We start from the raw sequence: 20095 nt of genomic DNA, 5'->3' as shown, positions 1-20095 counted from the left end.
TACCGAGAGGCCAGGGCGGCGCACCCATTCCTCTCGCCCTTCCCCCACCAGAGGAGACCACTTTGTCCTGCCGTGCAAAACCCTTTCCCGAGCCTGGGACTGGGGCTAATCCACCCACCCCCGCTGCGCCGCCCGAACCCCCAACTCAAACCGCCCCGAAGCCCCCACCTGCTCACTCAACTTAGCCGCAATCCTTCGTACGGTCCGCATGGAGACACCCAGTTTCCGGGCCACTTGCTCATCGGTCGCACCATGCACCAAGAGCCGAAGGAACTCAGCTTCCTGCGAACTGATGCTGCGCTCCGGCGGCCGATCGTCTTCCTTGAACGGTTCGATTCCGCGGTCCCACAGACTGAGAAACAGTTCTTCAGCCATCTTTACGACAGCGCGACTGTGGTGCACGACGGCGCCAACAGAACTGTCCTCAGGGTCGATCCCCATCACTGCCGACTTGCCGTCGAAGATGATCAACCGGAACGGCACCGACGGCACGATGCGGACCTGCCCGCCGAGGCTGAAGACTAGGTGCATCAAGTCACGCGCACCCGGCCGCTTCCAGTACGACTCCGGGTAGACATAGCGAAACTCAACGCCGCGCTCGAGATGCGGCCTGTCCGGGAATGTCTTGGGGTCGACCGTGGTCGAGGCATCGGCCTGAATGAATCCCCAGACCGACTTATCCGGATTGAACCGCTGCATTCGTTGATTGGCGAGGTCCCGACCTTCGAAGATCTCGATGTCGCGCGTCGTTCTCTGGAGCAGGAAGTTCGCAAGGTCCGCCGTGAACCTGTCCGCAGCAAGCTGGTCCGACCGGAGTTCGCTGTTCAGCTTTTCGATTTCCTGTTCCCGCCGCGAGGCGAGCCGTCCGAATGTGAGCGACGGGTCCAGCGGATACTCGACGCCCTCGATCCAGCTCTGCACGAGAAATCCGAGCTCACGCAGCTTTTCCAGGTCGGCGGACGTATCGTCGACGGTCTGGCCCAGCTCGCCGGCGAGCTCGTCCAACCGCGCGCTGCGCCCAAGCTCTGGGCGCTGCAACAGCAGTCGGTAGACGGCAAGCAGATGCTCCGTGAGCCCCGCGGACTCGAACACCGCCTCAGACCCAGCCGCGCTTGGCGGCGGCTACGCCGAGTTCGAAGCGGCTGGCGGCGTCGAGGCGTTCGGAGAGGTTGGCGGTGATGCGGCGGGCGGTGCGGAGGGAGATGCCGAGGAGGCGGGCGACCTGCTCGTCCTTGGCGCCGCCTGCGAGGAGGCGCAGTACTTCGGATTCGTGTGGGGTGAGCGGTGTCTCTTCGCGGTCCTCGGGGTCGAACATCTCGGTGGCCCTGGACCAGTAGGCGTCGAAGAGTGCGAGGGCGACGGAGACCACGGCCGGTGTGCGGTGGATCACCGCGCCGGCGGTCGGGCTGTCGGGGTCCATCGGCATGATGGCGATCTCCTGGTCGAAGATCAGCAGACGCATCGGCAGCGTCGGTGTGACCCGAACCTCGCCCCCGAGCTTGTGCATCGTCGAGGCATACTCCACGGCCGGCTTCGAGGCAGTCATGCTCTGGAGGTAGACGGTTCGCATCTTGATGCCGCGTCCCAGCAACTCGAAGTCAGGTGACCGCTCCGACTTCGGGACCGCGTCGTCGAAGTGCGCCGGCACCAGACCCCAGAAGGTGTCCTTGGCCTTCAGCGCGAGTTCCTCGATCCGTCGCGAGGCGTTGGCGCGGCCCTTGAGGACCTCGACGTCGCCACTACTCCGTGACGTGAGCAATTCGTTGTACTGCTCAGCGATCATCTCGGCCGATGCTTCGGCCTCTTTCAGTTCGCCTAGGGCCTTGTTCAGTTCGGTCCGGCGTCGTTCGGCCAGACCGGTGAGGCCGACCCGCGGGTGGACCGCGTGCTCACCGTCCGGATTGGTCCAGGTCGGCACCAGAAGCCCCAGCCGTCGGAGCTTGTCCATCAACTCTTCGACTTCGTCGGCCGAACGATCTACTAGCGCCGCAATCTGCTCGGGCGTACTGTCTGGGTGGTTGAGAAGGGCGTGATACACCGCGAAAGTGGCTTCGTCCACCCCCAGCGGCTCGAGCACGATCCCTCTCCTCCAGAACTTGTCGGAACCGACCATATACAGACCGCGTCGACAAAGAGGACACATTGGTCGGGACCGGATTATTTCGAAAGGTCGGATTGTGATCAAGAAGTTGCTGAGTGTAGTCGCAACGGCGCTACTTCTTGGTGGTGTGACAGCTGTGCCGGCCGCGGCGGTCAGCGGGTCCGAACCGGCCTGCGGCCCGCTCGCCGTCTGCTGGTAGACGCTGGTCGGGGGGTCGGGTTGCGTCCCGTAGACTGCTCGTGTGGCTCGTGGCGATGGTCGGCTTACTCATGAACTCGACCCGCAGGATCTGGGTCCGCAGGACGCTTGTGGCGTCTTCGGGGTCTGGGCGCCGGGTGAAGAGGTTGCCAAACTGACATATTTCGGGCTCTACGCCTTGCAGCACCGGGGGCAGGAGTCGGCGGGGATCGCGGTCAGTAACGGGAGCCAGATTCTGGTCTACAAGGACATGGGGCTGGTCAGCCAGGCCTTCGACGAGGCGACGCTGGCGTCCCTCAGAGGGCACATCGCGATCGGTCACTGCCGGTACTCGACGACCGGGTCCAGCGTCTGGGCCAACGCCCAGCCGACGTTCCGCAGTACGGCGACCGGCTCGATTGCGCTCGGTCACAACGGGAACCTGACCAACACCAGCGAGCTCGCCGCCAGCCTGAACGGTGAGGGCGAGCTCGATCTCGGTCTGGACGCGGACGTCGAGCACGCCAAGGCGAACGCCAAGCACGGCGCGTCGAGCGACACCGACATTCTCACCTCGATGCTGGCCGGCTACCCGGACCTGACCATCGAGCAGGCCGCGGCCCGGATCCTCCCGAAGGTCAAGGGCGCGTTCAGCCTGATCTTCATGGACGAGAACACGCTGTACGCCGCCCGCGACCCGCAGGGCATCCGCCCGCTGGTGCTCGGCCGGCTGGAGCGCGGCTGGGTGATCGCCAGCGAGACCGCGGCGCTCGACATCGTCGGCGCGAGCTTCATCCGCGAGGTCGAGCCGGGTGAGATGGTCGCGATCGACGCCGACGGCCTGCGCTCGACGCGGTTCGCCGAGGCCGACCCGAAGGGCTGTCTGTTCGAGTTCGTGTACCTCGCCCGCCCGGACACCCAGATCTCCGGCCAGCGGATCTACTCGACCCGCGTCGACATCGGCCGCCGCCTCGCCCGCGAGCACCCGGCCGAGGCCGACCTGGTGATCGCGACGCCCGAGTCCGGCACCCCCGGAGCGATCGGGTACGCCGAGGAGTCCGGCATCCCGTACGGTTCCGGCCTGGTCAAGAACGCGTACGTCGGCCGTACGTTCATCCAGCCGAGCCAGACGATCCGCCAGCTCGGCATCCGCCTGAAGCTGAACCCGCTGCGCGAGGTGATCGAGGGCAAGCGCCTGGTCGTGGTCGACGACACGATCGTCCGCGGCAACACCCAGCGCGCCGTCATCCGGATGCTGCGCGAGGCGGGCGCCAAGGAGATCCACGTCCGGATCACCGCGCCGCCGGTGAAGTGGCCGTGCTTCTACGGCATCGACTTCGCCAGCCGCGCCGAGCTGATCGCCAACGGGCTGAACACCGAGGAGATCTGCCGTTCGCTCGGCGCCGACTCGCTCGGCTACATCAGCCTGGACGGCCTGGTCGAGGCCACCACGGTCCCGAAGGAGCGGCTCTGCCGCGCCTGCTTCGACGGCGTCTACCCGGTGGCCCTCCCCGATCCCGAGCAGCTCGGGAAGCACCTGCTGGAGGACCCGGTGCGGACCGACGCCGACGGGCTGGCGACCGTGTCGGGCGGAGCCGGCGCCGCCGACGCACTCAGCCGTCCGTAGTCCCGCTAGAGGAGAACAGAACGTGAGCGATGGGGCGAGCTACGCCGCCGCCGGGGTCGACATCGAGGCCGGGGACCGGGCCGTCGAGCTGATGAAGGAGTGGGTGGCGAAGGCGACCCGCCCCGAGGTGGTCGGGGGACTCGGCGGGTTCGCCGGGTTGTTCGACGCCACCGCACTGACGTCGTACCGGCGGCCGCTGCTGGCGACGTCGACGGACGGCATCGGGACCAAGGTCGCGATCGCGCAGAAGCTGGACAAGCACGACACGATCGGGTTCGACCTGGTCGGGATGGTCGTCGACGACCTGGTCGTGTGCGGCGCGGAGCCGCTGTTCATGACCGACTACATCTGCACCGGCAAGGTGGTGCCGGAGACGATCGCGCAGATCGTGAAGGGCATCGCGGAGGCGTGTGTCGAGGCCGGTACGGCGCTGGTCGGCGGCGAGACCGCGGAACACCCGGGCCTGCTGGAGCCGGACGAGTACGACGTGGCGGGCGCGGCGACCGGTGTCGTCGAGGCGGACGAGGTGCTCGGTGCGGAGCGGGTGCGCGCAGGGGACGTCGTACTGGCGATGGCGTCGTCAGGACTGCACTCGAACGGGTACAGCCTGGTGCGCCACGTGTTCTTCGGCCGCGCGAAGTGGACGCTCGACCGGGACGTGCCGGAGCTGGGTACGACGCTGGGCGAGGTGCTGCTCACGCCGACCCGGGTGTACGCCAAGCACTGTCTGGAGCTGATCCAGGAGCTGAACGGTGGCGAGGAGAAGCCGTTGCACGCGATGTCGCACGTCACCGGCGGTGGATTCGCGGCGAACCTGGCGCGGGTGATCCCGGACGAGCTGTCCGTGCGGATCGACCGGTCGACGTGGACGCCCGCACCGATCTTCGGACTCGTCGGGCTCCTCGGCGACGTGGCGTTGCCGGAGCTCGAGAAGACGCTGAACATGGGCGCCGGCATGGTCGCCGTACTGGATCCGTCGTCCGCCGACGCCGCCATCCAGGCGCTGGCCGCCCGCGACATCCCCGCCTGGGTCTGCGGCGAAGTCACCGCAACCGCCGGCGGCGCCGTCGCCCTGGAAGGCAGCTACGCCAAGTAGGCCGGTGCACAGCCGCCGCCTGAGAGCGGGTCGCTATCGAGCCGTCCGACGCCTCGGGCTGCTGGAATCGCCGATCCGCCACAGGCGGTGCTGTGTGAAAACTCGTCGGGCGCACGGTCAACTGCTCAGGCACCCGGAAGGGCGCTGAGCAGTTCAACCACGCTGATGTTGCTTACCGACGGGGGTGGTAGTCGTCGGCGTCGTAGTCGTCGCCGTCGTTCTCGCCGGTTGCAGAACGGTCGCCACCCTGGTCACCGGACAGCTCTCGCTTGAGCTGGTCCAAGTCGGTGTCCCAGGTGCGGTACTTCAGGTCGCGTGCGACCTTCGTCTGCTTGGCCTTTGCACGGCCGCGCCCCATAGCGTCGACCCCCTCGCACAAGTCAACCGGGTACGCTGCGTGGCGCCCACGGATCAGTCGTCAGTAATCGTGGTTCAAGGATACCCGGACCGGCGGATCGACACACGCACCGCCCCCTGGCCGGGCCCCGAAGAGGTCCGATCACAGTGCCGGCAGGGTGGGCCGATCCCCTCGAACCGGCCCACCCGCCGCGTCAGGCCCCTGCTATTTGACCTCGCGACGTGAGCTTGCCCACAGTCCGACGATGGTCGGCAGGACGATCCAGACCCCGACCGCGGTCAGTGTCTCCGGCACCATCCCGTGCAGGTCGCGCTCCGCGATCCGGCCGAGCGCGCCGAACACGTCCAGCCAGTTCGCGTTGTCCTTGAACAACGCCGGCCCGGCCAGCGACCAGACGGTCGGCGCGATGAAGTACACCAGGATCGCGACCGCGGTCTGTGCGATCACGGCACCGAAGGCGGCGGCCATCACGACGTTCAGCGCGAAGGTCAGGTAGCCTCCGGCGAGCTGCCCGCCGAGGCCCGCGTACGACGTGCCGTGGTCGGACACCGCTCCGCCCAGCGCCGTCCCGGCGATGGCGAGCAGTACGACGACCGTCGTCACGACCGCACTCAGCACGATCGCCGAGGTGAACTTGGCCAGCTGGACGCGCACCCGTCGGGGCGACAGGGTGAACGTGGTCAGCGCGGTCCGCTGGGTCCACTCCGAGGTCATCGCCATCACGCCGATGACGGGCAGGATCAGCATCGGACCGGCGGACGCCGCCCCGAGGAAGCCGTCCAGCCCGACCGTCCCCTCCGGCAGATGGGTGAGCTGCCAGGTGATCGCGGCGACCGCGAGGAGCAGGATCGCGGCGATCAGGGCCCGGCCGCTGCGGGTGTCGACGGACTTGCGCAGCTCGATGGTGACGAGCTTCAGGAAGGACTGGCCGCGCGCGGGCGGCAGGCTGGTCGCCACCTCGGCCCGGTGCTTGGCGGGCGTCGTGGGTGCGACGTCGGTCACGGTGGTCATGGCGATCTCCAGAAGGAAGTAGGTGTGATCAGGCGGCGGCCGGCGCGGCGGTCAGCTGGAAGAACAGGTCCTCCAGGCCGGCGCCGTCGCTCTGGCGGAGCTCGAGAAGGATCTGACCGGCGGCCGCGGCTGCCCGCCCGACCTGCTCGGCGGTGGCGTCGACGCGCAGCGCGCCGTCAGGCATCGGCTCGGGCTTCAGCCCGGCCGCGGTGAGAGCCTCGCTCAGCCCGATCGGGTCGAGGCCGCGGACCAGCGTGCCGGAGCCGGCCAGCAGGTCCTCGAGGGAGCCGTTGGCGACGATCCGGCCGCCGCCGATGACAACCAGCCGGTCGACAGTCGCCTGGACCTCGCCGAGCAGGTGGCTGGACAGGACCACGGTGCCGCCACGGGACGCGAAGTCCTGCAGCAGCCCGCGCATCCAGCGGATGCCCTCCGGGTCCATCCCGTTCGCGGGCTCGTCGAGGATCAGCACGGCGGGGTCGCCGAGCAGCGCACTCGCGATGCCGAGCCGCTGCCGCATGCCGAGCGAGTATTGACCGACGCGGCGCTTCGCGGCGTGGCTGAGCCCGACCGCCTCGAGCATCTCGTCGGCGCGGGACTTCGGCACCCCGAGCAGGACGGCGTTCAGCAGCAGGGTCTCGCGGCCGGTGCGGCCCGGATGCTGCGCGGCGGCGTCCAGCATGACCCCGACGACGCGCCCCGGGTTCGGCAGGTCGGCGTACCGCTTGCCGGTGATGGTGGCAGTGCCGGAGGTCGGCGGCGTCAGACCGGTGAGCATCCGCAGCGTGGTGGACTTGCCGGCGCCGTTCGGCCCGAGGAAGCCGGTGATGCTCCCGGGCTCGACGGTGAACGACACGTCCTGGACAGCCGTGGTGCTGCCGTAGCGCTTGGTCAGGTTCTCGACGGTGATCATGACGTCGAGTCAACCGTCAGCGGCCCCCTGCGCACATCGGACGAGCGGCTGCGGCGACCCCCTACGAAAGTCGTCGATACCGCCCCCGGATCCCACCCGGAAGATGGACGTGCCCCCGGCGTACCCCCAACTACAGTGACCCAATGCGACGGTTGCGCCGGTGGTACGCCTGGTGGGTCAGGCATGCCCCGCGTGTGCGCGACATCCTCTTCATCGGCTTCAGCCTGATGACGATCGTCCTGCAGGCGGCGTCCGGCGGCGGCTGGACGATCCAGGACTGGTACGTGCTGGGCGCCGGCGTCGTCGCGTCGTTCGCGCTGCTCTGGCGCCGCCGGTTCCCGGTCACCGTCACCGCGGTCACCGTCCTGGCGATGCTGACGGCCGCGATCTTCGTCCCGATGGGGCTCGCCCTGCTGACGCTGGCGATCCGCCGCCGCGACCTCGCGCTCGCGATCCTCGGTCTCGCCGCGTACGCCGCCTACGTGCTCAACACGTGGGGTGGCGAAGGACAGCTCCTGGTGGCGCTGTTCACCGGACCGTTCCTGGTCGGGACCTGGATCGCCGTCGGTGCGTACGTCGGGGCGCGCCGCGACCTGATGGCGTCGCTGCGGGACCGCGCCGAGCGGGCCGAGGCGGAGCGCGAGCTGCGCAGCGAGCAGGCCCGCCTGGGCGAGCGGTCCCGGATCGCCCAGGAGATGCACGACGTGCTCGCGCACAAGGTGTCGCTGATCGCGCTGCACGCGGGCGGTCTCGAGGTGAACCCGACGGTCGGCGCGGACAAGGTCGAGGGGTCGGCCAAGCTGATCCGCGAGACCGCGCGGCAGGCGATGGAGGATCTTCGCGAGGTCCTCGGGGTGCTGCGTTCCGATCTCAGCATCGACGGCGCCGACCTGACGCCGGTCCCGAAGGCCTCGGACCTCGAGCGGCTGATCACGGCCTCGCGGGACGCGGGCGTGACGGTCGGGTACGACGTGGCGCTGCCGGACGACGTACCGAGTTCCCTCGGGCGGACCGTCTACCGGGTGGTGCAGGAGTCGCTGACCAATGTGCACAAGCACGCGCGCGGCGCCGCGACCGACGTACGGGTCCAGGGCGCGCCCGGCGACGGGCTGACGGTGAGGGTGACGAACGTGCGGCCGGTGGCTGCTGGTTCACTGCTGCCGGGCGCCGGCGCCGGGCTGGTCGGGCTGCGGGAGCGGGTGCAGCTCGTCGGCGGCCGGATCTCGACCGGACCGACACCGGAAGGCGGCTGGCGGGTGGAGGTGTGGCTGCCCTGGGCACGCGAGCCGTCCGGTCCACAACTGCCGGGCCTGACGAGTGTCGAGGCGTTGCACGCGGAAGAAGGGGAACGATGACGCGGCTGCTGATCGTGGACGACGAGGCGCTGGTGCGGGCCGGGCTGAAGATGATCCTGGAGTCCGACGACGCCCTCGAGGTGGTCGCCGAGGCCGAGGACGGTGCGGACGCGGCGGCGATGGTGACCAAGCACAAGCCGGACGTCGTCCTGATGGACATCCGGATGCCGCGACTCGACGGGCTGGCCGCGACGCGCGAGGTCCAGGCGCTGCCGGAGCCGCCGAAGGTCGTCGTACTGACGACGTTCGATCTGGACGACTATGTGTTCCGGGCGCTGCAGGCGGGAGCCAGCGGGTTCCTGCTGAAGGACACTCCGCCGCGGGAGCTGGTGCAGGCGATCAAGGTGGTGGCGGCCGGCGACGCCATGCTGTCGCCGGCGGTGACCCGCCGGTTGATCGGGCACTTCGCCGGGGACCCGCGCGCGGACCGGAAGCGTACGGCGCAGGAGCGGATCAGCAGGCTCACCGAGCGCGAGCGGGAGGTGCTCGTCGCGGTCGGCCGCGGCCTGCCGAACGCCGACATCGGCCGGAAGCTGTTCATGAGCGAGGCCACGGTGAAGGCGCACGTCTCCCGCGCGCTGGTGAAACTGGAAGCGACCAATCGCGTCCAGGTGGCGATCCTGGCCTACGAGGCCGGCCTCCTCGACGACTGAGCGAACAGAAAGGAAACCGGCCCGATCCGTCGGAGGGGTGGGGGAGCGACGGTTCGGGCCGGTTTCGGAGTCAGCGTGCCTGGGGGGATAGGACGCTGACGACCGGCGGCGCCCAATGGGGGGTAGGGCGCCGACGGTCAGGACTCAGACGCGGCCGAAGGCCACGCTGCTGGTCCAGATCTTGCCCTTCTTCACCGGTACGCCCGGCTTCGAGGAGTGCCACAGCATGTTGCCGCCGGCGTAGATGCCGACGTGGTACACGCCGCCGCCACTGTTCCGGAAGAACACGAGGTCGCCCGGCTTGGCGGCCTTGCGGCTGATGTGCTTGGTCGCGCTGTACTGCTGGCGCGACGTACGCGGCAGCTTCTTGCCGGCCTTCTTGTACACGTAGCCGGTGTAGCCGGAGCAGTCGAAGCCGCGGGTCGTGGTGCCGCCGTAGCGGTACGGCGTGCCCTTGAGCTTCGCCGCCTCGCGGAGGACCTTGGCCCGGAACGTCGACTTGGAGGAGGTGCCGTACGGACCGTAGAGGACCTTGTGCTTGGCGGCCCAGGTCAGCCGGCCCCAGGTCTTCTTGTCGGTGTAGCCGGTCGCCTTCAGGCCCCACGAGGTCTGGAACTTCTTCAGCACGCGGACGGTGCTGGTCCCGAAGTAGCCGTCCGGACCCAGGTGCAGTGCCTTCTGGACGTACTTGACGGTCGGGCCGCGGTCCCGGAAGCGGAGCAGCGGCTTGCTCGACACGGTCCAGTACCCGCGCGGGGTGCTGGTGGCGGTGGTCGAGGTGGTCGCCGCCGAGGCGGTCGACGGGGAGGTGAGGCTGAGGGCGGCTCCACCTCCGACAGCGAGGCCGACCGAGAGGACGGCGGCTGCGGCGCGCGGCGCGGCCGGCTTGGTGGTCCGGCGGTGCTTAGCCAGGGTCCGGCCGATGGGCCGGTCGGTACTGGACTCAGCGGTCTGGCGGACGGCGCGCAGCAGCGACGTCCGTCGGGCAGTGACGGGCATGGTTGTCTCCCGACGCCTGCGAGGTTAGCTGTCGGGTTCGGGCTGGGATTCATAGCCCGGTCCGCTCCCGCGGACTTCACCCCAGGGTTCCGACCACTCACGGTCGAGACCCAACCTCCTGGGTCCCCCACCTCTGCCATGGTTGTTCGAGGGGAGCACGCGGGCCTGGCAGAGCTCGGCGTTGACCCGTGTGCGGTTCGTGTTGTTTACCGAACCGCCGACGACTGTATAACAGAAGGATCACGACGCAAACCCTCAGATCCACAGAGTCGTTGTCACAAGGCCCTGAAAAGCCCTCTGACGGGTCAACAACCCAGGATGAACACCTGGTGTCCTGAGCGCGTCTGAGCGGGGTTCAGGCGGCGACTGAGGGCTTCGATGTGGCCTCGGTCACATTCGATGGTGGCTTTCTGTGACAACGAGCACAGAGGGTGGCCAGGGCACCCTAAGGTGCTTGCGTATTCAGCTATTTCCGAGCAGCTCGCGGAAGCGGTCCAGGCCGACGTTCCCGCCCGACAGCACTACTCCGACGCGCTCCGGCAGCCCGTGGATCCGCCCGGTCAGCAGCGCCGCCAGCGCGCTCGCCCCGCTCGGCTCCAGAACGATCTTCAGCCGCTCGAACGCGAACGCCATCGCGGCCACGATCTCGTCGTCGCCGACCAGCTCGATCGACTCCACCAGTCGCCGGTTCACCGCGAACGTCAGCTCGCCCGGCGTCGAGATCGCCTGCCCGTCGGCGATCGTCCGCGGTACGGCGATCTCCACCCGCTCACCTGCCGCCAGCGACCGGGCGTGGTCGTCGCCCGCGGCCGGCTCGACGCCGATCATCCGGATCCCGGGTGACAGCATCGTCGCCGCGGTCGCGCAACCGGCCATCAGTCCACCGCCGCCGACCGGGACCAGCAGCGCGCCGAGGTGCCCGACCTCCTCGATCAGCTCGAGCGCCACCGTCCCCTGCCCGGCCATCACGTCGTAGTGGTCGTACGGCGGGATCAGCGTCCGTCCGCGCTCCGCCGCCAGTTCGTGAGCCAGGGCGGTCCGGTCCTGCGTGTACCGGTCGTACGTCACGACCTCGGCCCCGTACCCGCGGGTGGCGGCGACCTTCGTCGGCGGGGCGTCCTTGGGCATCAGGATCACCGCCGGCGTACCCGCGAGACGTGCCGCCAGCGCGACGGCCTGCGCGTGATTGCCCGACGAGTACGCCGCCACGCCCGCCGTGAGCTGCTCCGGGGTGAGCCGGCTGATCGCGTTGTACGCGCCGCGGAACTTGAACGCGCCGATCCGCTGGAAGTTCTCCGCCTTCAGGAACACCCGCGCCCCGACTCGTTCGTCGAGGGTCCGCGAGGTGAGGACCGGCGTACGGTGGGCGACTCCCGCCAGACGATCCGCGGCGGCCTGGACATCTGTGAGACTCAGCTCGGACATGGGCTGACGTTATCGGTCGGCCGGCGATGTCAAGGCGTGCCGGCCGGCTCCGTACTGATGGATGAGAGGCCCCCACCACCGGGGGCCGGGTCTGAAGGAGACATCGTGAAGTACCTACTGGTCCTGAACATCAACCCCGACGTCCTCGCCGGGCTGCCCGAAGAGGAGCAGCAGGCCATCGGCGCCGGGCACCAGAAGTTCATGGACACGATCAAGGCGTCCGGCGAGTTCCACAGCACGGTCGCGCTGCAGCAGCCGGCCCAGTCGTCGGTGGTGACGGTGCGCAACGGCGTACCGGCGGTGACCGACGGGCCGTTCGTGGAGTCCAAGGAGTTCCTCGGCGGCTACTACCTGGTCGACGTGGCCTCGCGGGAGCGCGCGCACGAACTGGCCGCGATGATCCCGGACGCCGGCATCGAGGGCCTCGGCGTCGAGGTTCGCGGGATCGAGTTCGCGGAAGGGCTCTGATCTCCGGAAACAGTGCAGGGGGTTTCTCCGGCGGTACCGGAGAAACCCCCTTGTTTTCTTGAGTTTGTCAGTCGGTCTGGTCGTCGACCTTCGCCTCGGCGGCGTTCCGCTTGATCGAGTCGATCCCGTTCAGCGCGGCGGCCTTGCTGCCGTAGCTCTCGCTGCTGCTCGCGATCACTTCGCCGTTGCCGGCTTTCAAGCGGAACCGGTACTCGCCGGACTTGTCCTTGTACAGCTCGAACTTCCCCGTCATCGCCGTACCTCCATCGAGAGTGTTGTCGCTCCGTTTCGGAGCGTAGTCCTCTCGCCCGGCCCGCGCTGGCGCACACGCCCTAGGACGCTTCCGGCGGAGCTCGCGGAGTGCGTGACGAGGGCGGGCGGGCATGGTTGCCGCTGGCTACGAAGTGAGTGCTGGACAACTGGGTGGGTCATCCAGTCGCCTCAGGGGGTGATCCCTGATGTCTTTGTCGGCCTCGGCCGGGAGGCTTGGGGGACCGGACTGAGACATGAGGAGATCGGGATGTTGGTGGCATTGGTGACGGCTGCGGCGATGGCTGTGGGACCTTCGGTGGGAGCGGCTTCGCCCAAGGAGTTGCAGGAAGGGCTCGACGGGGTGGTGGCGATCGGGGCGCTGGCCGAGGTGCGGGACGGTGGACGGGTCTGGCGGGGCAGCAGCGGCGTCGCGGAGCTGGACAGTTCGCGCAAGGTCCCGGTGGCGGGGCGGTTCCGGATCGGCAGCGTCACGAAGACGTTCGTCGCAACCGTCGTACTGCAGCTCGTCGCCGAGAAACGCATCCGCCTCGACGACTCCGTGGAGCGCTGGCTGCCCGGCGTCGTACCGAACGGCGCCAACATCACAGTGCGCCATTTGCTCAACCACACCAGCGGTTTGTACGACTTCAAGGACACGCTCCCGATGCCGCCGAGCGAGGAGTTCTACGCCCTCCGGTACCGCACCTGGACAGCGTCCGAGCAGATCGAGCGCGCGCTCGCGAACCCGCCGATGTTCAACGACCCCGGTTCGCGGTACGAGTACTCGAACACGAACTACCTGCTCATCGGCGAGATCATCGAGAAGGTCACCGGCCGGACGTACGCCGAGGAGATCGAGGGTCGCGTGATCCGTCCGCTCCACCTGCACGGTACGACGCTGCCCGGTACGTCGCCGTACATCAAGGGACCGCACCCGCACGGCTACGTCCCCAAGGACGGCGGGATGATCGACTACACCGAGCTGAACCCGACGCTGTTCGGGGCCAGCGGCGACATGATCTCCACGACCCGCGACCTGAACCGGTTCTTCGCGGCCCTGCTCGGCGGCCACCTCCTCCCCGCGAACCTGCTCGAGGAGATGAAGACGCCGGGCACCGAGAACGGCAGGTACGGCCTCGGTCTCACGTGGCACGACACGGCGTGCAAGGTACGGGTCTACGGCAACGACGGCGACGCGCTCGCGTACCAGGCCTACTCGTTCTCCACGGAGGACACTCGCCGGCAGGCGACCGTCGCCGTGACCCCGCATCTCCCGGACAACCCGGACGACTCCGTCGACGCGTTCCTCGACCGGGCGTTCTGCGGCTGACCGGGGGTCACCGAATGTGACAATCTCCGCTCGGCGGTTTGGTGATCCGGGGAAACGGCGACACTGGTATGGATGCCTTGTTGCCATCTCCCGAAGGGGTCCGGGACCTTGGAACTCGCCATACTCGGTGCTGACGACTGGCCGATCGCCCGGGAGATCCGTCTCCGGGCGCTGAAGGATTCGCCGTCGGCGTACATCGCGGACTACGAGGACGAGGTGACCGTCGGCGAGGAGGGCTGGCGCGAGCGCTTCACCCGGATGCGATCGGTGGTCGCCCGGGACGACGGGCGGATCATCGGGATGGCGAGCTCGGTACGGGTCGCGGGCAGGCCGACGTACGAGCGGCACATCGAGTCGGTGTGGGTCGACCCGCGGTTCCGCCGCAACGGCGTACTGCGGGCCGTCCTCGGCCACCTGTCCGTCGCCGATCCCGGGGTCACCGAGTGGCGCGTGTGGGTGCTGGACACGAACACGGTCGCACGCCAGGTGTACGACCGCCTCGGGTTCAGCCCCACTGGCGAACGCCAGCTCCTACCTGACGGCTCCGGCCGGCGCGAGATCCGCCTGCGCTTCGGTCGGTAACCCGTACCCGCAGGAGACCCATTTCGGCAGCTGGAGCTCGGCCAGGGCGTCGCGCGCGCTCAGCGTCGCCGGCAGGTTGCTGAGCATCTTCTGCCAGCGTCGCCCGTCCTCCTGCCAGCTGTTGATGAAGTCCACGCACAAGTCCGGAGAGATGTTGGCCGACCACTTGCGTGCCGTGGTCAAGGACTCCTCGGTGCTGTCGTACTCCGTCTCGCTGAGCCACTGCCCGACCCGTTCGAGTGCGGCCAGTGTGTTCTCGATCGTCTCGAGCCGGATCTCTTTGTACTCGCGCCAGTGTCGCGGGTGCGTCGCGGTCCGCAGGTGGTCGTCGAAGCTCCGCCGCCCGCTCTCGAAGGCGGCGTACAGCCCCTCGGCGAGCAGGTCGCCGAACTCCTCCCGGGCCGCCCGCTGCGGATCCGCGAACGGGAAATACTCCAGCTGACTGACTTCGCCGATCTTCGGCAGCGTCCGTTCGGCCGCGTGCCGGGCGAAGAAGAACCAGTCCTCGTTGTAGATGTCGGCGAAGAAGGACAGGTCCGGGTGCTGCAGGTTGACGCCGAGGGTGGCGCCGCTGACGAAGACGTCCTGCTTGAATCCGACCAGACGGCGTGCGTGACAGACCACCGAGTTGTCGGGGAACTCCCGGCTGACCATCGACGCGACCGGGTGCCGTTCAAGATACCCGGCCAGGCGGGCGACGTCGCGCGGGTTGAAGCCCCGGATGTCGTCGTCGACGAACAGGATCTTGCTCCACCCGCGCAGCCGGCCGAGCAACAGACCGATGTTGCGCTTCGCACTGAGATCGCTGGACCGGTCGGCCGAGGCGAGCTGGAACTCGTGGGCCGAGGTGAGCGGGGCCGGGCACGGCGGCCGGTAGGTCTCCGGGACCTCGATGACGAGAGCCTGGGCACCGAAGGTCTTCTCCACCCGGCGGACAACCTGGCCGAGCTGCGCCTGCCGGCTGCACAGGATGACCAGTGGCACGGCGAGGGTCGCGGCCATGCTGATGACATGCTGCAATTCTGATGCCGGCCGCGCGGCCGGTACGACGATCGCGTCCAGCCGGGTGTTCGCACTGGCCGCGACGGGAACGGAGCCGTTCAGCAGCAGACTGGCGTGGGACTGGATTTGTCGGATCCTACGGCTCATGTGTCTCTTCCTCGGGGGACCATTCGAAGAGGCGGTTCTCCGAGATTTCCAAGTCGGGGGTGACGGCTTCGCCGTTGACCACCGGGACCCGCATCAACAGGCCGAAGATGCCGTCCGGGAACCTGCCGGCCAGATAGGCCTCGTTGCGTTCGCGGACCGCGTCGTCGGTCAGCATCCGGACGGCGCCGAGCACGCCGCGGCTGTAGACGCCGTTGCAGATCGTGATGGTGCGGCTGTGGTTGAACGGATTGCGCAGGCGCGCGAACAGGGCGACGTCCTCGACGAGCTCGCGCGGCGTGTCGCCGCGCCAGGCGTCCTGGGCCTGCTCCGCCTCGAGTTCCGCCTTCGAGGGCAGTTCCTCGTCGGGGGGAACGTCCTTGCGTTCTTCCCAGACCGGCCGGTACTCGCGGCCGTCGCGGGACCGGAAGATCTCACCGTCGGCGAGGTCCGGGACCGTCAGCTGCCGGATCGGCAGGTTGTCGAGGACCCGCAGCAGTCTGCTGGTCACGCGATTCCATGCGATGCCGCCGATCAGGATGAGGTGGCCGGACAGATGGTCCGCGCTCACCTCCGACGGCAGGCGGTGCCGTACGCGGAGCTCCGGGTTGGAGGCGCGGACGTGTCCCCACATCTCGATCAGTGCGTCGAGGTCGGCGTACCTGTAGAGCCGGGTGTGGTTCGGGTTGGTCTCGTCCGCGAGCGGCGAACGGCCCTCTTCCGGGACCTCCGGACAGATCAGCGTGATCCGGCCGGACTCGAAGTCGAAGGTGTACGAGCCGCTGGACGACGGCGAGCCGGCCTGGTGATGGCGCACGTCGTCGCGCAGGTTGACCAGCTCACGGTGCAGGGCGCCGAAGCGCTCCCGCTCGGCCGTGTTCAGGTCCTGCTCGCGCGGCACCCGGTCGGGGACCGCGGTCATCGCGAAGAGCAGCGCGTACGAACGCAGCCGCTCCTCCGGAGGCAGCTTCGGATTGGACTGCGACTCCCACGAGCTGATCGTCGCCACCGCGACCCGGACCTCGCCGGTGCTGAGCGCGCTCGACAGGTCCTTCTGGGTCAGCCGCTCGGATTCCCGAAGGTCCCGAAGTCTTCTGGCGAGTCGCACGGCCTCTGGGGAAGGGGCCACTCTCACTCCCGATAATGGTCGACCAACTGCGGGTGCGGGCGGACCGGGCTGATCCTACACTCCGCTCTACCGAACTTCACCGAGCCCTGCTGTAGTGCGGCCTCCGGGGGTCACCCGATCGCCTGTGCCGTCCGCGGACGGCGGGCTCCTCGCTCTTGATCCAATCGCCATTGCTCCTGACAAACTGGCGATTGACCGTGGTTACACCGTGCATCTACCGTAATACTGAAGTCGACCTGAAGCCAACTGAAACCACGCGACGCGCGGGGAGATAGGAGAAACCGAGGATCCGGACGGGGTGTTCGTTCAACCTGAGCAGGTGCCCGATGCGCAGATCATCAGCCACACCGACGATCGCAGCAGGCGATCTCGAGGCGATCGGTGCATTGGAGTCGGGGAACTGGCGAACCGCCCTGCGGGTGCTCGGTGAGGGCCAGGTCGCGGACGCGTACGTCGGGGCGAACCTGCGGACCGTGGCGCGCGCGATGGCGTTCCGGGCGGCCGGCGATCACAGTCGCGCCTGGGAGACGCTCGGGATCGCGGCGGCCAATGTCGCGCGCCGGCAGCCGGGGCTACCGGTACTGCCGGCTGACGGGGACGACGTCGTACGGCTCGCGCTGCCGCCGGCATATGCGGGGCCGGCGTACCGGATGGTCCGTTTGGTCTGGCGGGAGCAGAGTGAGCTCGGCAGGCTCCGTCGGCTGGCCGCGGACCGGCCGAGCGGGATGCCTCAGGATCGGCACATTCTCGTGCTGGCCTTCGTCGAGTACCTCTGCTGGCTGGAGCTCGATCTCGAGACGAGCCTGACCCCGCCGACGGACGACGCGCAGGTGTACGAGCTCCGGGACCGGCGCCGGGAAGGGTTCCTGCGGAGCGCGACCGATCTGCGGCACCTGGCGATGCCGCGTGCGGGCACGATGACCAAGACGGTTTGGGGTCGCGCCGGCGGGTACCACGGTTTGCGCCGCCTGGCCCTGCTGGAACTGGCCGAATGGCCGGAGCCGCCGTGGACCGACTCGCCCGCGACCTGTCCGGCCCGCAGCGGGGCGCGGATGGCCTGGGCGATGGCCCGGGCGGCTTGAGCCGTTTTACGTGCCCTTTACCAGGCCGAGCTTGGGTCATAACCTTTGGAGATCGTCTCCATCCGATGGGTGCGCTGTTCGAGATCGTTGACATCGACAACGATGCCGAGCGCCGACCGGCCGCGCGTGAAGGAGGGTTCGACCTTGATGTTCGCCCTTCTCACTGCGCCCGGGGAGGCCGGGCGCGCCGACGTACGGCTTGCTCGATCGACGCCGGCGGATCTGGTGCGGATGTTCGAGCCGGCGCCCGGGGTCGCTGTCGAGATCGACCTGGCGGATCCTTCGCGGTGGCACGGGGTCGAGGTACGGCGCTGGGACGCGGCGGATCCCGCGCTACTCGGAGCCCTGCTTGGGCGGGATGCTGTTCGGCGGCTCGCCTTGGGTGAGGTGCCGCAGGAGCTTGCACCGGCGGCGGCGTGGCGACGGCTCGCGGTCATCGACGCGTTGGACTGGTGGCTGCAGCTCCCTTTGAACCAGGGCCTGTTGGACGCCGAGCGTGCCATCGCCCGTGCACGAGCCGCGGCCTCGCTGCCGGCCGGCCTGCTCCGTCGTACCCTTGTCGATCGCGCGCTCGTCCAGGCTCGGCGGTCGGCGGACGCGGTGACGGCTTACCTGGACGGCCTGGATTCGTTGCCTAGGGCACTCTTCTCCGGGATGTCGCGGTTGGTCGGTGGGTACGTCGCGTTGGCTCAGGAGGTCGACGGTCCGGACTCGGCGTTGTCCGCAGTACCTCATGCTTGGAAGCGGTTGAAGGCGCCGGTGGTCGACAGGGTCAGGCCGGCCGAGACACCGGTGGCTTCTGTCGGCACGGTCGATCCCCGGCAAGTACGTGCGCGGATCGTCGGCGACGTACGGATGGTGGCCTCGGGCCGTACGTCGGTGCGCGTCGTCGTACCCGCCTTTGTACCGGCGCCGTCGCCGGTCGTTGCGGATCGGTTGATGGTGCGGCTTGTCGACCGGCGGTCGGGGGAGGCGCAGGAGCCGGCGCTGCTGACGTTGCGTTCCGACGGCCTGTTCAGTGAGGTGCTGGCGTTGCGTGGGGCGGCTCTGGAGCACCTGCGGGCTGAGGTTTTCGACGCTGACAGTGAGCCTGTGCGGTCGGAGGATCTTTTCCGCGTGCGGCGCGCGCAACTCGTCTTGTGTGAGTGGCGTCGTGCGGTCGTCGAGGCGCGGCTGACACGCAATGTGCGTACGCGGAACCGGCGGCTCGCTCGTCTCTTCGACACGCTCGCTCCCGTCACCGGACCGCTCTTCCATGGTGGTCCCACGCGCACCGACCTCCTCAACGGTGCCTGGTCGAGCAGTACGGCCGGAGCCGGGGCTCCTCTGGTGGCCGAACTCGCTGCCGCGCACCACTGAGCCTTTCGGTGCCGTCGCGGCATCGTTGTTCGCCCTGTGTGGACAGGTCATCGCGTAATGGAGACGCGACCGATCGACCTCCGAGGAGCGAGCATGACCGTCGTCTCTCGAGCCACCACCCGCCGCAGCACCCGCCCCGGCAACAACCGCAGTACCCGCACTCCCCGCGCCGGCCGCGGCCCGACCCGCAGCTCGTCCCGTGGTACCAAGCGCTATCTCGCGCCGGCGCTGCTCTCCAGCAGCTCACGCCGTCCTGGGGTGCGCGCCGGCCGTACAGGAAGGTCGTCGTTCATCCTCTGGTTCGTCATGGCCGCCGACCTGGCCACCGTCATCTGGATGTACACGTTCGGCGAGTGGCTCGACCACGCCTCCAAACTCACCGCCACCGCAACCCTAGGCGGCCACCACTACATCGTCCTGACCACCGCAGCCATCGCATTCCTCACCCTGGCCACAGTCGCCGTCCTATCCGACGGCTTCACCACAACCACCCGCCCCCTCACCATCGCCAAGACGATCGCCTGCATCATCTCCGTAATCGCCCTAACAGGCCTAGCAGCCCTACTCCTAACCACCCTCCTCAGCCGCCTACTCTTCGCCCACCTCCGCCCCTGACGTCAGAGCTCGTACCAGGAAGCCGCTGCGGCTGGCGATCAGCTTGCTCGGCAGGTCATCGCCGATCGGACCAGCCTGGGATCGCTTGCGCGGCCGGCACGAACTCGTCCGTCCGGTCGTCGCGCGCGGCCCGCAGTGCCGCTTCGAATCCTGGCTCGGAGTAGGCAACTGACCTGAGCCGCCAGAGGTGCAACACGTCGCGCAGTTCCCCGAAGCGCCAGACGTCATGAGCGGCGTCAAGCGCGCTGTGATACTCGGACAAGAACTGCTCGCGCCATGTTGCCGGCAGCAGGCGCAGAATCTCGCCCGGGTCTTGCGGCGCCCTCCGCATCGGCTGTCTGGTCATTCCATCAGGCTGCGTGGCAGAGGCCGGCCGGCGCGAAGAAATGGGCGGATGGATCTTGTGCCCCTGCACGG

General features: G+C 68.6%; 21 protein-coding genes and 1 riboswitch. Of the genes, 10 read left to right on the top strand and 11 right to left on the bottom strand.

Annotated features, from left to right (window positions below; genetic code table 11):
* Nucleotides 1-105: 105 nt before the first annotated feature.
* Together BJY22_RS42820 and BJY22_RS02600 are read right to left on the bottom strand one after the other, a co-directional pair.
* Nucleotides 106-1092: a LuxR C-terminal-related transcriptional regulator gene (locus tag BJY22_RS42820; RefSeq protein ID WP_167203571.1), complete on the bottom strand. Its 987-nt coding sequence runs from the start codon at nucleotides 1090-1092 to the stop codon at nucleotides 106-108.
* A 4-nt stretch (nucleotides 1093-1096) separates the two neighbouring features.
* Entirely contained in the window at nucleotides 1097-2077 is a 981-nt protein-coding gene (locus BJY22_RS02600) for a helix-turn-helix transcriptional regulator (protein WP_337758071.1), read from the bottom strand.
* A gap of 265 nt (nucleotides 2078-2342) precedes the next feature.
* Here BJY22_RS02600 and purF point away from each other — a divergent pair, with 265 nt between their 5' ends.
* Nucleotides 2343-3905: an amidophosphoribosyltransferase gene (gene purF, locus BJY22_RS02595; protein WP_167203570.1), complete on the top strand. Its 1563-nt coding sequence runs from the start codon at nucleotides 2343-2345 to the stop codon at nucleotides 3903-3905.
* A 22-nt stretch (nucleotides 3906-3927) separates the two neighbouring features.
* A complete protein-coding gene (gene purM, locus BJY22_RS02590; RefSeq protein ID WP_167203569.1) occupies nucleotides 3928-5001 on the top strand; it encodes a phosphoribosylformylglycinamidine cyclo-ligase in 1074 nt (357 codons plus the stop codon).
* Nucleotides 5002-5173: 172 nt separating this feature from the next.
* Here the strand turns inward: purM and BJY22_RS02585 are convergent, their stop codons facing one another.
* From BJY22_RS02585 to BJY22_RS02575, 3 genes are all read right to left on the bottom strand, one after another.
* A complete protein-coding gene (locus tag BJY22_RS02585) occupies nucleotides 5174-5359 on the bottom strand; it encodes a DUF3073 domain-containing protein (protein ID WP_167203568.1) in 186 nt (61 codons plus the stop codon).
* A gap of 204 nt (nucleotides 5360-5563) precedes the next feature.
* Nucleotides 5564-6370 carry an ABC transporter permease gene (locus BJY22_RS02580; protein WP_202890964.1) on the bottom strand — a complete coding sequence of 269 codons (807 nt, stop codon included), beginning with the start codon at nucleotides 6368-6370 and terminating at the stop codon, nucleotides 5564-5566.
* A gap of 28 nt (nucleotides 6371-6398) precedes the next feature.
* Nucleotides 6399-7283, bottom strand: a complete 885-nt coding sequence (locus tag BJY22_RS02575) for an ABC transporter ATP-binding protein (RefSeq protein ID WP_167203567.1) — start codon at nucleotides 7281-7283, stop codon at nucleotides 6399-6401.
* Nucleotides 7284-7426: 143 nt separating this feature from the next.
* On the opposite strand from BJY22_RS02575, the gene BJY22_RS02570 reads away from it, so the two are divergent.
* Entirely contained in the window at nucleotides 7427-8638 is a 1212-nt protein-coding gene (locus BJY22_RS02570) for a sensor histidine kinase (protein WP_167203566.1), read from the top strand.
* Nucleotides 8635-9291: a response regulator gene (locus BJY22_RS02565; protein ID WP_167203565.1), complete on the top strand. Its 657-nt coding sequence runs from the start codon at nucleotides 8635-8637 to the stop codon at nucleotides 9289-9291. The genes BJY22_RS02570 and BJY22_RS02565 overlap by 4 nt, the downstream gene beginning before the upstream one ends.
* Nucleotides 9292-9435: 144 nt before the next feature.
* Here BJY22_RS02565 and BJY22_RS02560 read toward each other — a convergent pair whose 3' ends face one another.
* Together BJY22_RS02560 and BJY22_RS02555 are read right to left on the bottom strand one after the other, a co-directional pair.
* Nucleotides 9436-10290: a C40 family peptidase gene (locus BJY22_RS02560; protein ID WP_167203564.1), complete on the bottom strand. Its 855-nt coding sequence runs from the start codon at nucleotides 10288-10290 to the stop codon at nucleotides 9436-9438.
* Nucleotides 10290-10458, bottom strand: a riboswitch (cyclic di-AMP (ydaO/yuaA leader). It overlaps the preceding gene by 1 nt.
* Nucleotides 10459-10752: 294 nt before the next feature.
* Nucleotides 10753-11715, bottom strand: a complete 963-nt coding sequence (locus BJY22_RS02555; RefSeq protein ID WP_167203563.1) for a threo-3-hydroxy-L-aspartate ammonia-lyase — start codon at nucleotides 11713-11715, stop codon at nucleotides 10753-10755.
* Between the two features lie 105 nt (nucleotides 11716-11820).
* On the opposite strand from BJY22_RS02555, the gene BJY22_RS02550 reads away from it, so the two are divergent.
* Complete coding sequence (locus BJY22_RS02550; RefSeq protein ID WP_167203562.1) at nucleotides 11821-12183, top strand: YciI family protein; 363 nt, start codon at nucleotides 11821-11823, stop codon at nucleotides 12181-12183.
* Between the two features lie 67 nt (nucleotides 12184-12250).
* Here BJY22_RS02550 and BJY22_RS02545 read toward each other — a convergent pair whose 3' ends face one another.
* Nucleotides 12251-12436, bottom strand: coding sequence for a YegP family protein (locus tag BJY22_RS02545; protein WP_167203561.1), 186 nt, complete (start codon nucleotides 12434-12436; stop codon nucleotides 12251-12253).
* A 267-nt stretch (nucleotides 12437-12703) separates the two neighbouring features.
* Between BJY22_RS02545 and BJY22_RS02540 the strand changes: the two genes are divergently transcribed.
* A complete protein-coding gene (locus BJY22_RS02540) occupies nucleotides 12704-13765 on the top strand; it encodes a serine hydrolase domain-containing protein (RefSeq protein ID WP_167203560.1) in 1062 nt (353 codons plus the stop codon).
* A gap of 108 nt (nucleotides 13766-13873) precedes the next feature.
* Nucleotides 13874-14347, top strand: coding sequence for a GNAT family N-acetyltransferase (locus BJY22_RS02535; RefSeq protein WP_167203559.1), 474 nt, complete (start codon nucleotides 13874-13876; stop codon nucleotides 14345-14347).
* Here the strand turns inward: BJY22_RS02535 and BJY22_RS02530 are convergent.
* Nucleotides 14297-15496: a hypothetical protein gene (locus tag BJY22_RS02530; protein ID WP_167203558.1), complete on the bottom strand. Its 1200-nt coding sequence runs from the start codon at nucleotides 15494-15496 to the stop codon at nucleotides 14297-14299. The genes BJY22_RS02535 and BJY22_RS02530 overlap by 51 nt on opposite strands.
* Complete coding sequence (locus BJY22_RS02525) at nucleotides 15486-16622, bottom strand: XRE family transcriptional regulator (RefSeq protein WP_167203557.1); 1137 nt, start codon at nucleotides 16620-16622, stop codon at nucleotides 15486-15488. Before BJY22_RS02525 ends, BJY22_RS02530 begins: the two co-directional genes overlap by 11 nt.
* Nucleotides 16623-16948: 326 nt before the next feature.
* Here BJY22_RS02525 and BJY22_RS02520 point away from each other — a divergent pair, with 326 nt between their 5' ends.
* The 3 genes from BJY22_RS02520 to BJY22_RS02510 all read left to right on the top strand — a co-directional run bounded on the left by BJY22_RS02520 (nucleotide 16949) and on the right by BJY22_RS02510 (nucleotide 19678).
* Nucleotides 16949-17704: a hypothetical protein gene (locus BJY22_RS02520; protein ID WP_167203556.1), complete on the top strand. Its 756-nt coding sequence runs from the start codon at nucleotides 16949-16951 to the stop codon at nucleotides 17702-17704.
* A gap of 147 nt (nucleotides 17705-17851) precedes the next feature.
* Nucleotides 17852-19063 carry a hypothetical protein gene (locus BJY22_RS02515; protein WP_167203555.1) on the top strand — a complete coding sequence of 404 codons (1212 nt, stop codon included), beginning with the start codon at nucleotides 17852-17854 and terminating at the stop codon, nucleotides 19061-19063.
* 93 nt (nucleotides 19064-19156) lie between these two features.
* Entirely contained in the window at nucleotides 19157-19678 is a 522-nt protein-coding gene (locus tag BJY22_RS02510) for a hypothetical protein (protein ID WP_167203554.1), read from the top strand.
* 55 nt (nucleotides 19679-19733) lie between these two features.
* Here the strand turns inward: BJY22_RS02510 and BJY22_RS02505 are convergent, their stop codons facing one another.
* Nucleotides 19734-20024 carry a DUF6247 family protein gene (locus BJY22_RS02505; RefSeq protein ID WP_167203553.1) on the bottom strand — a complete coding sequence of 97 codons (291 nt, stop codon included), beginning with the start codon at nucleotides 20022-20024 and terminating at the stop codon, nucleotides 19734-19736.
* Nucleotides 20025-20095 lie beyond the last annotated feature (71 nt).

This window comes from Kribbella shirazensis (assembly GCF_011761605.1).
Lineage (GTDB): Bacteria > Actinomycetota > Actinomycetes > Propionibacteriales > Kribbellaceae > Kribbella > Kribbella shirazensis.
The sequence above is the reverse complement of the archived record's forward strand: the minus strand, read 5'-3'. Positions and strand labels throughout refer to the sequence as shown.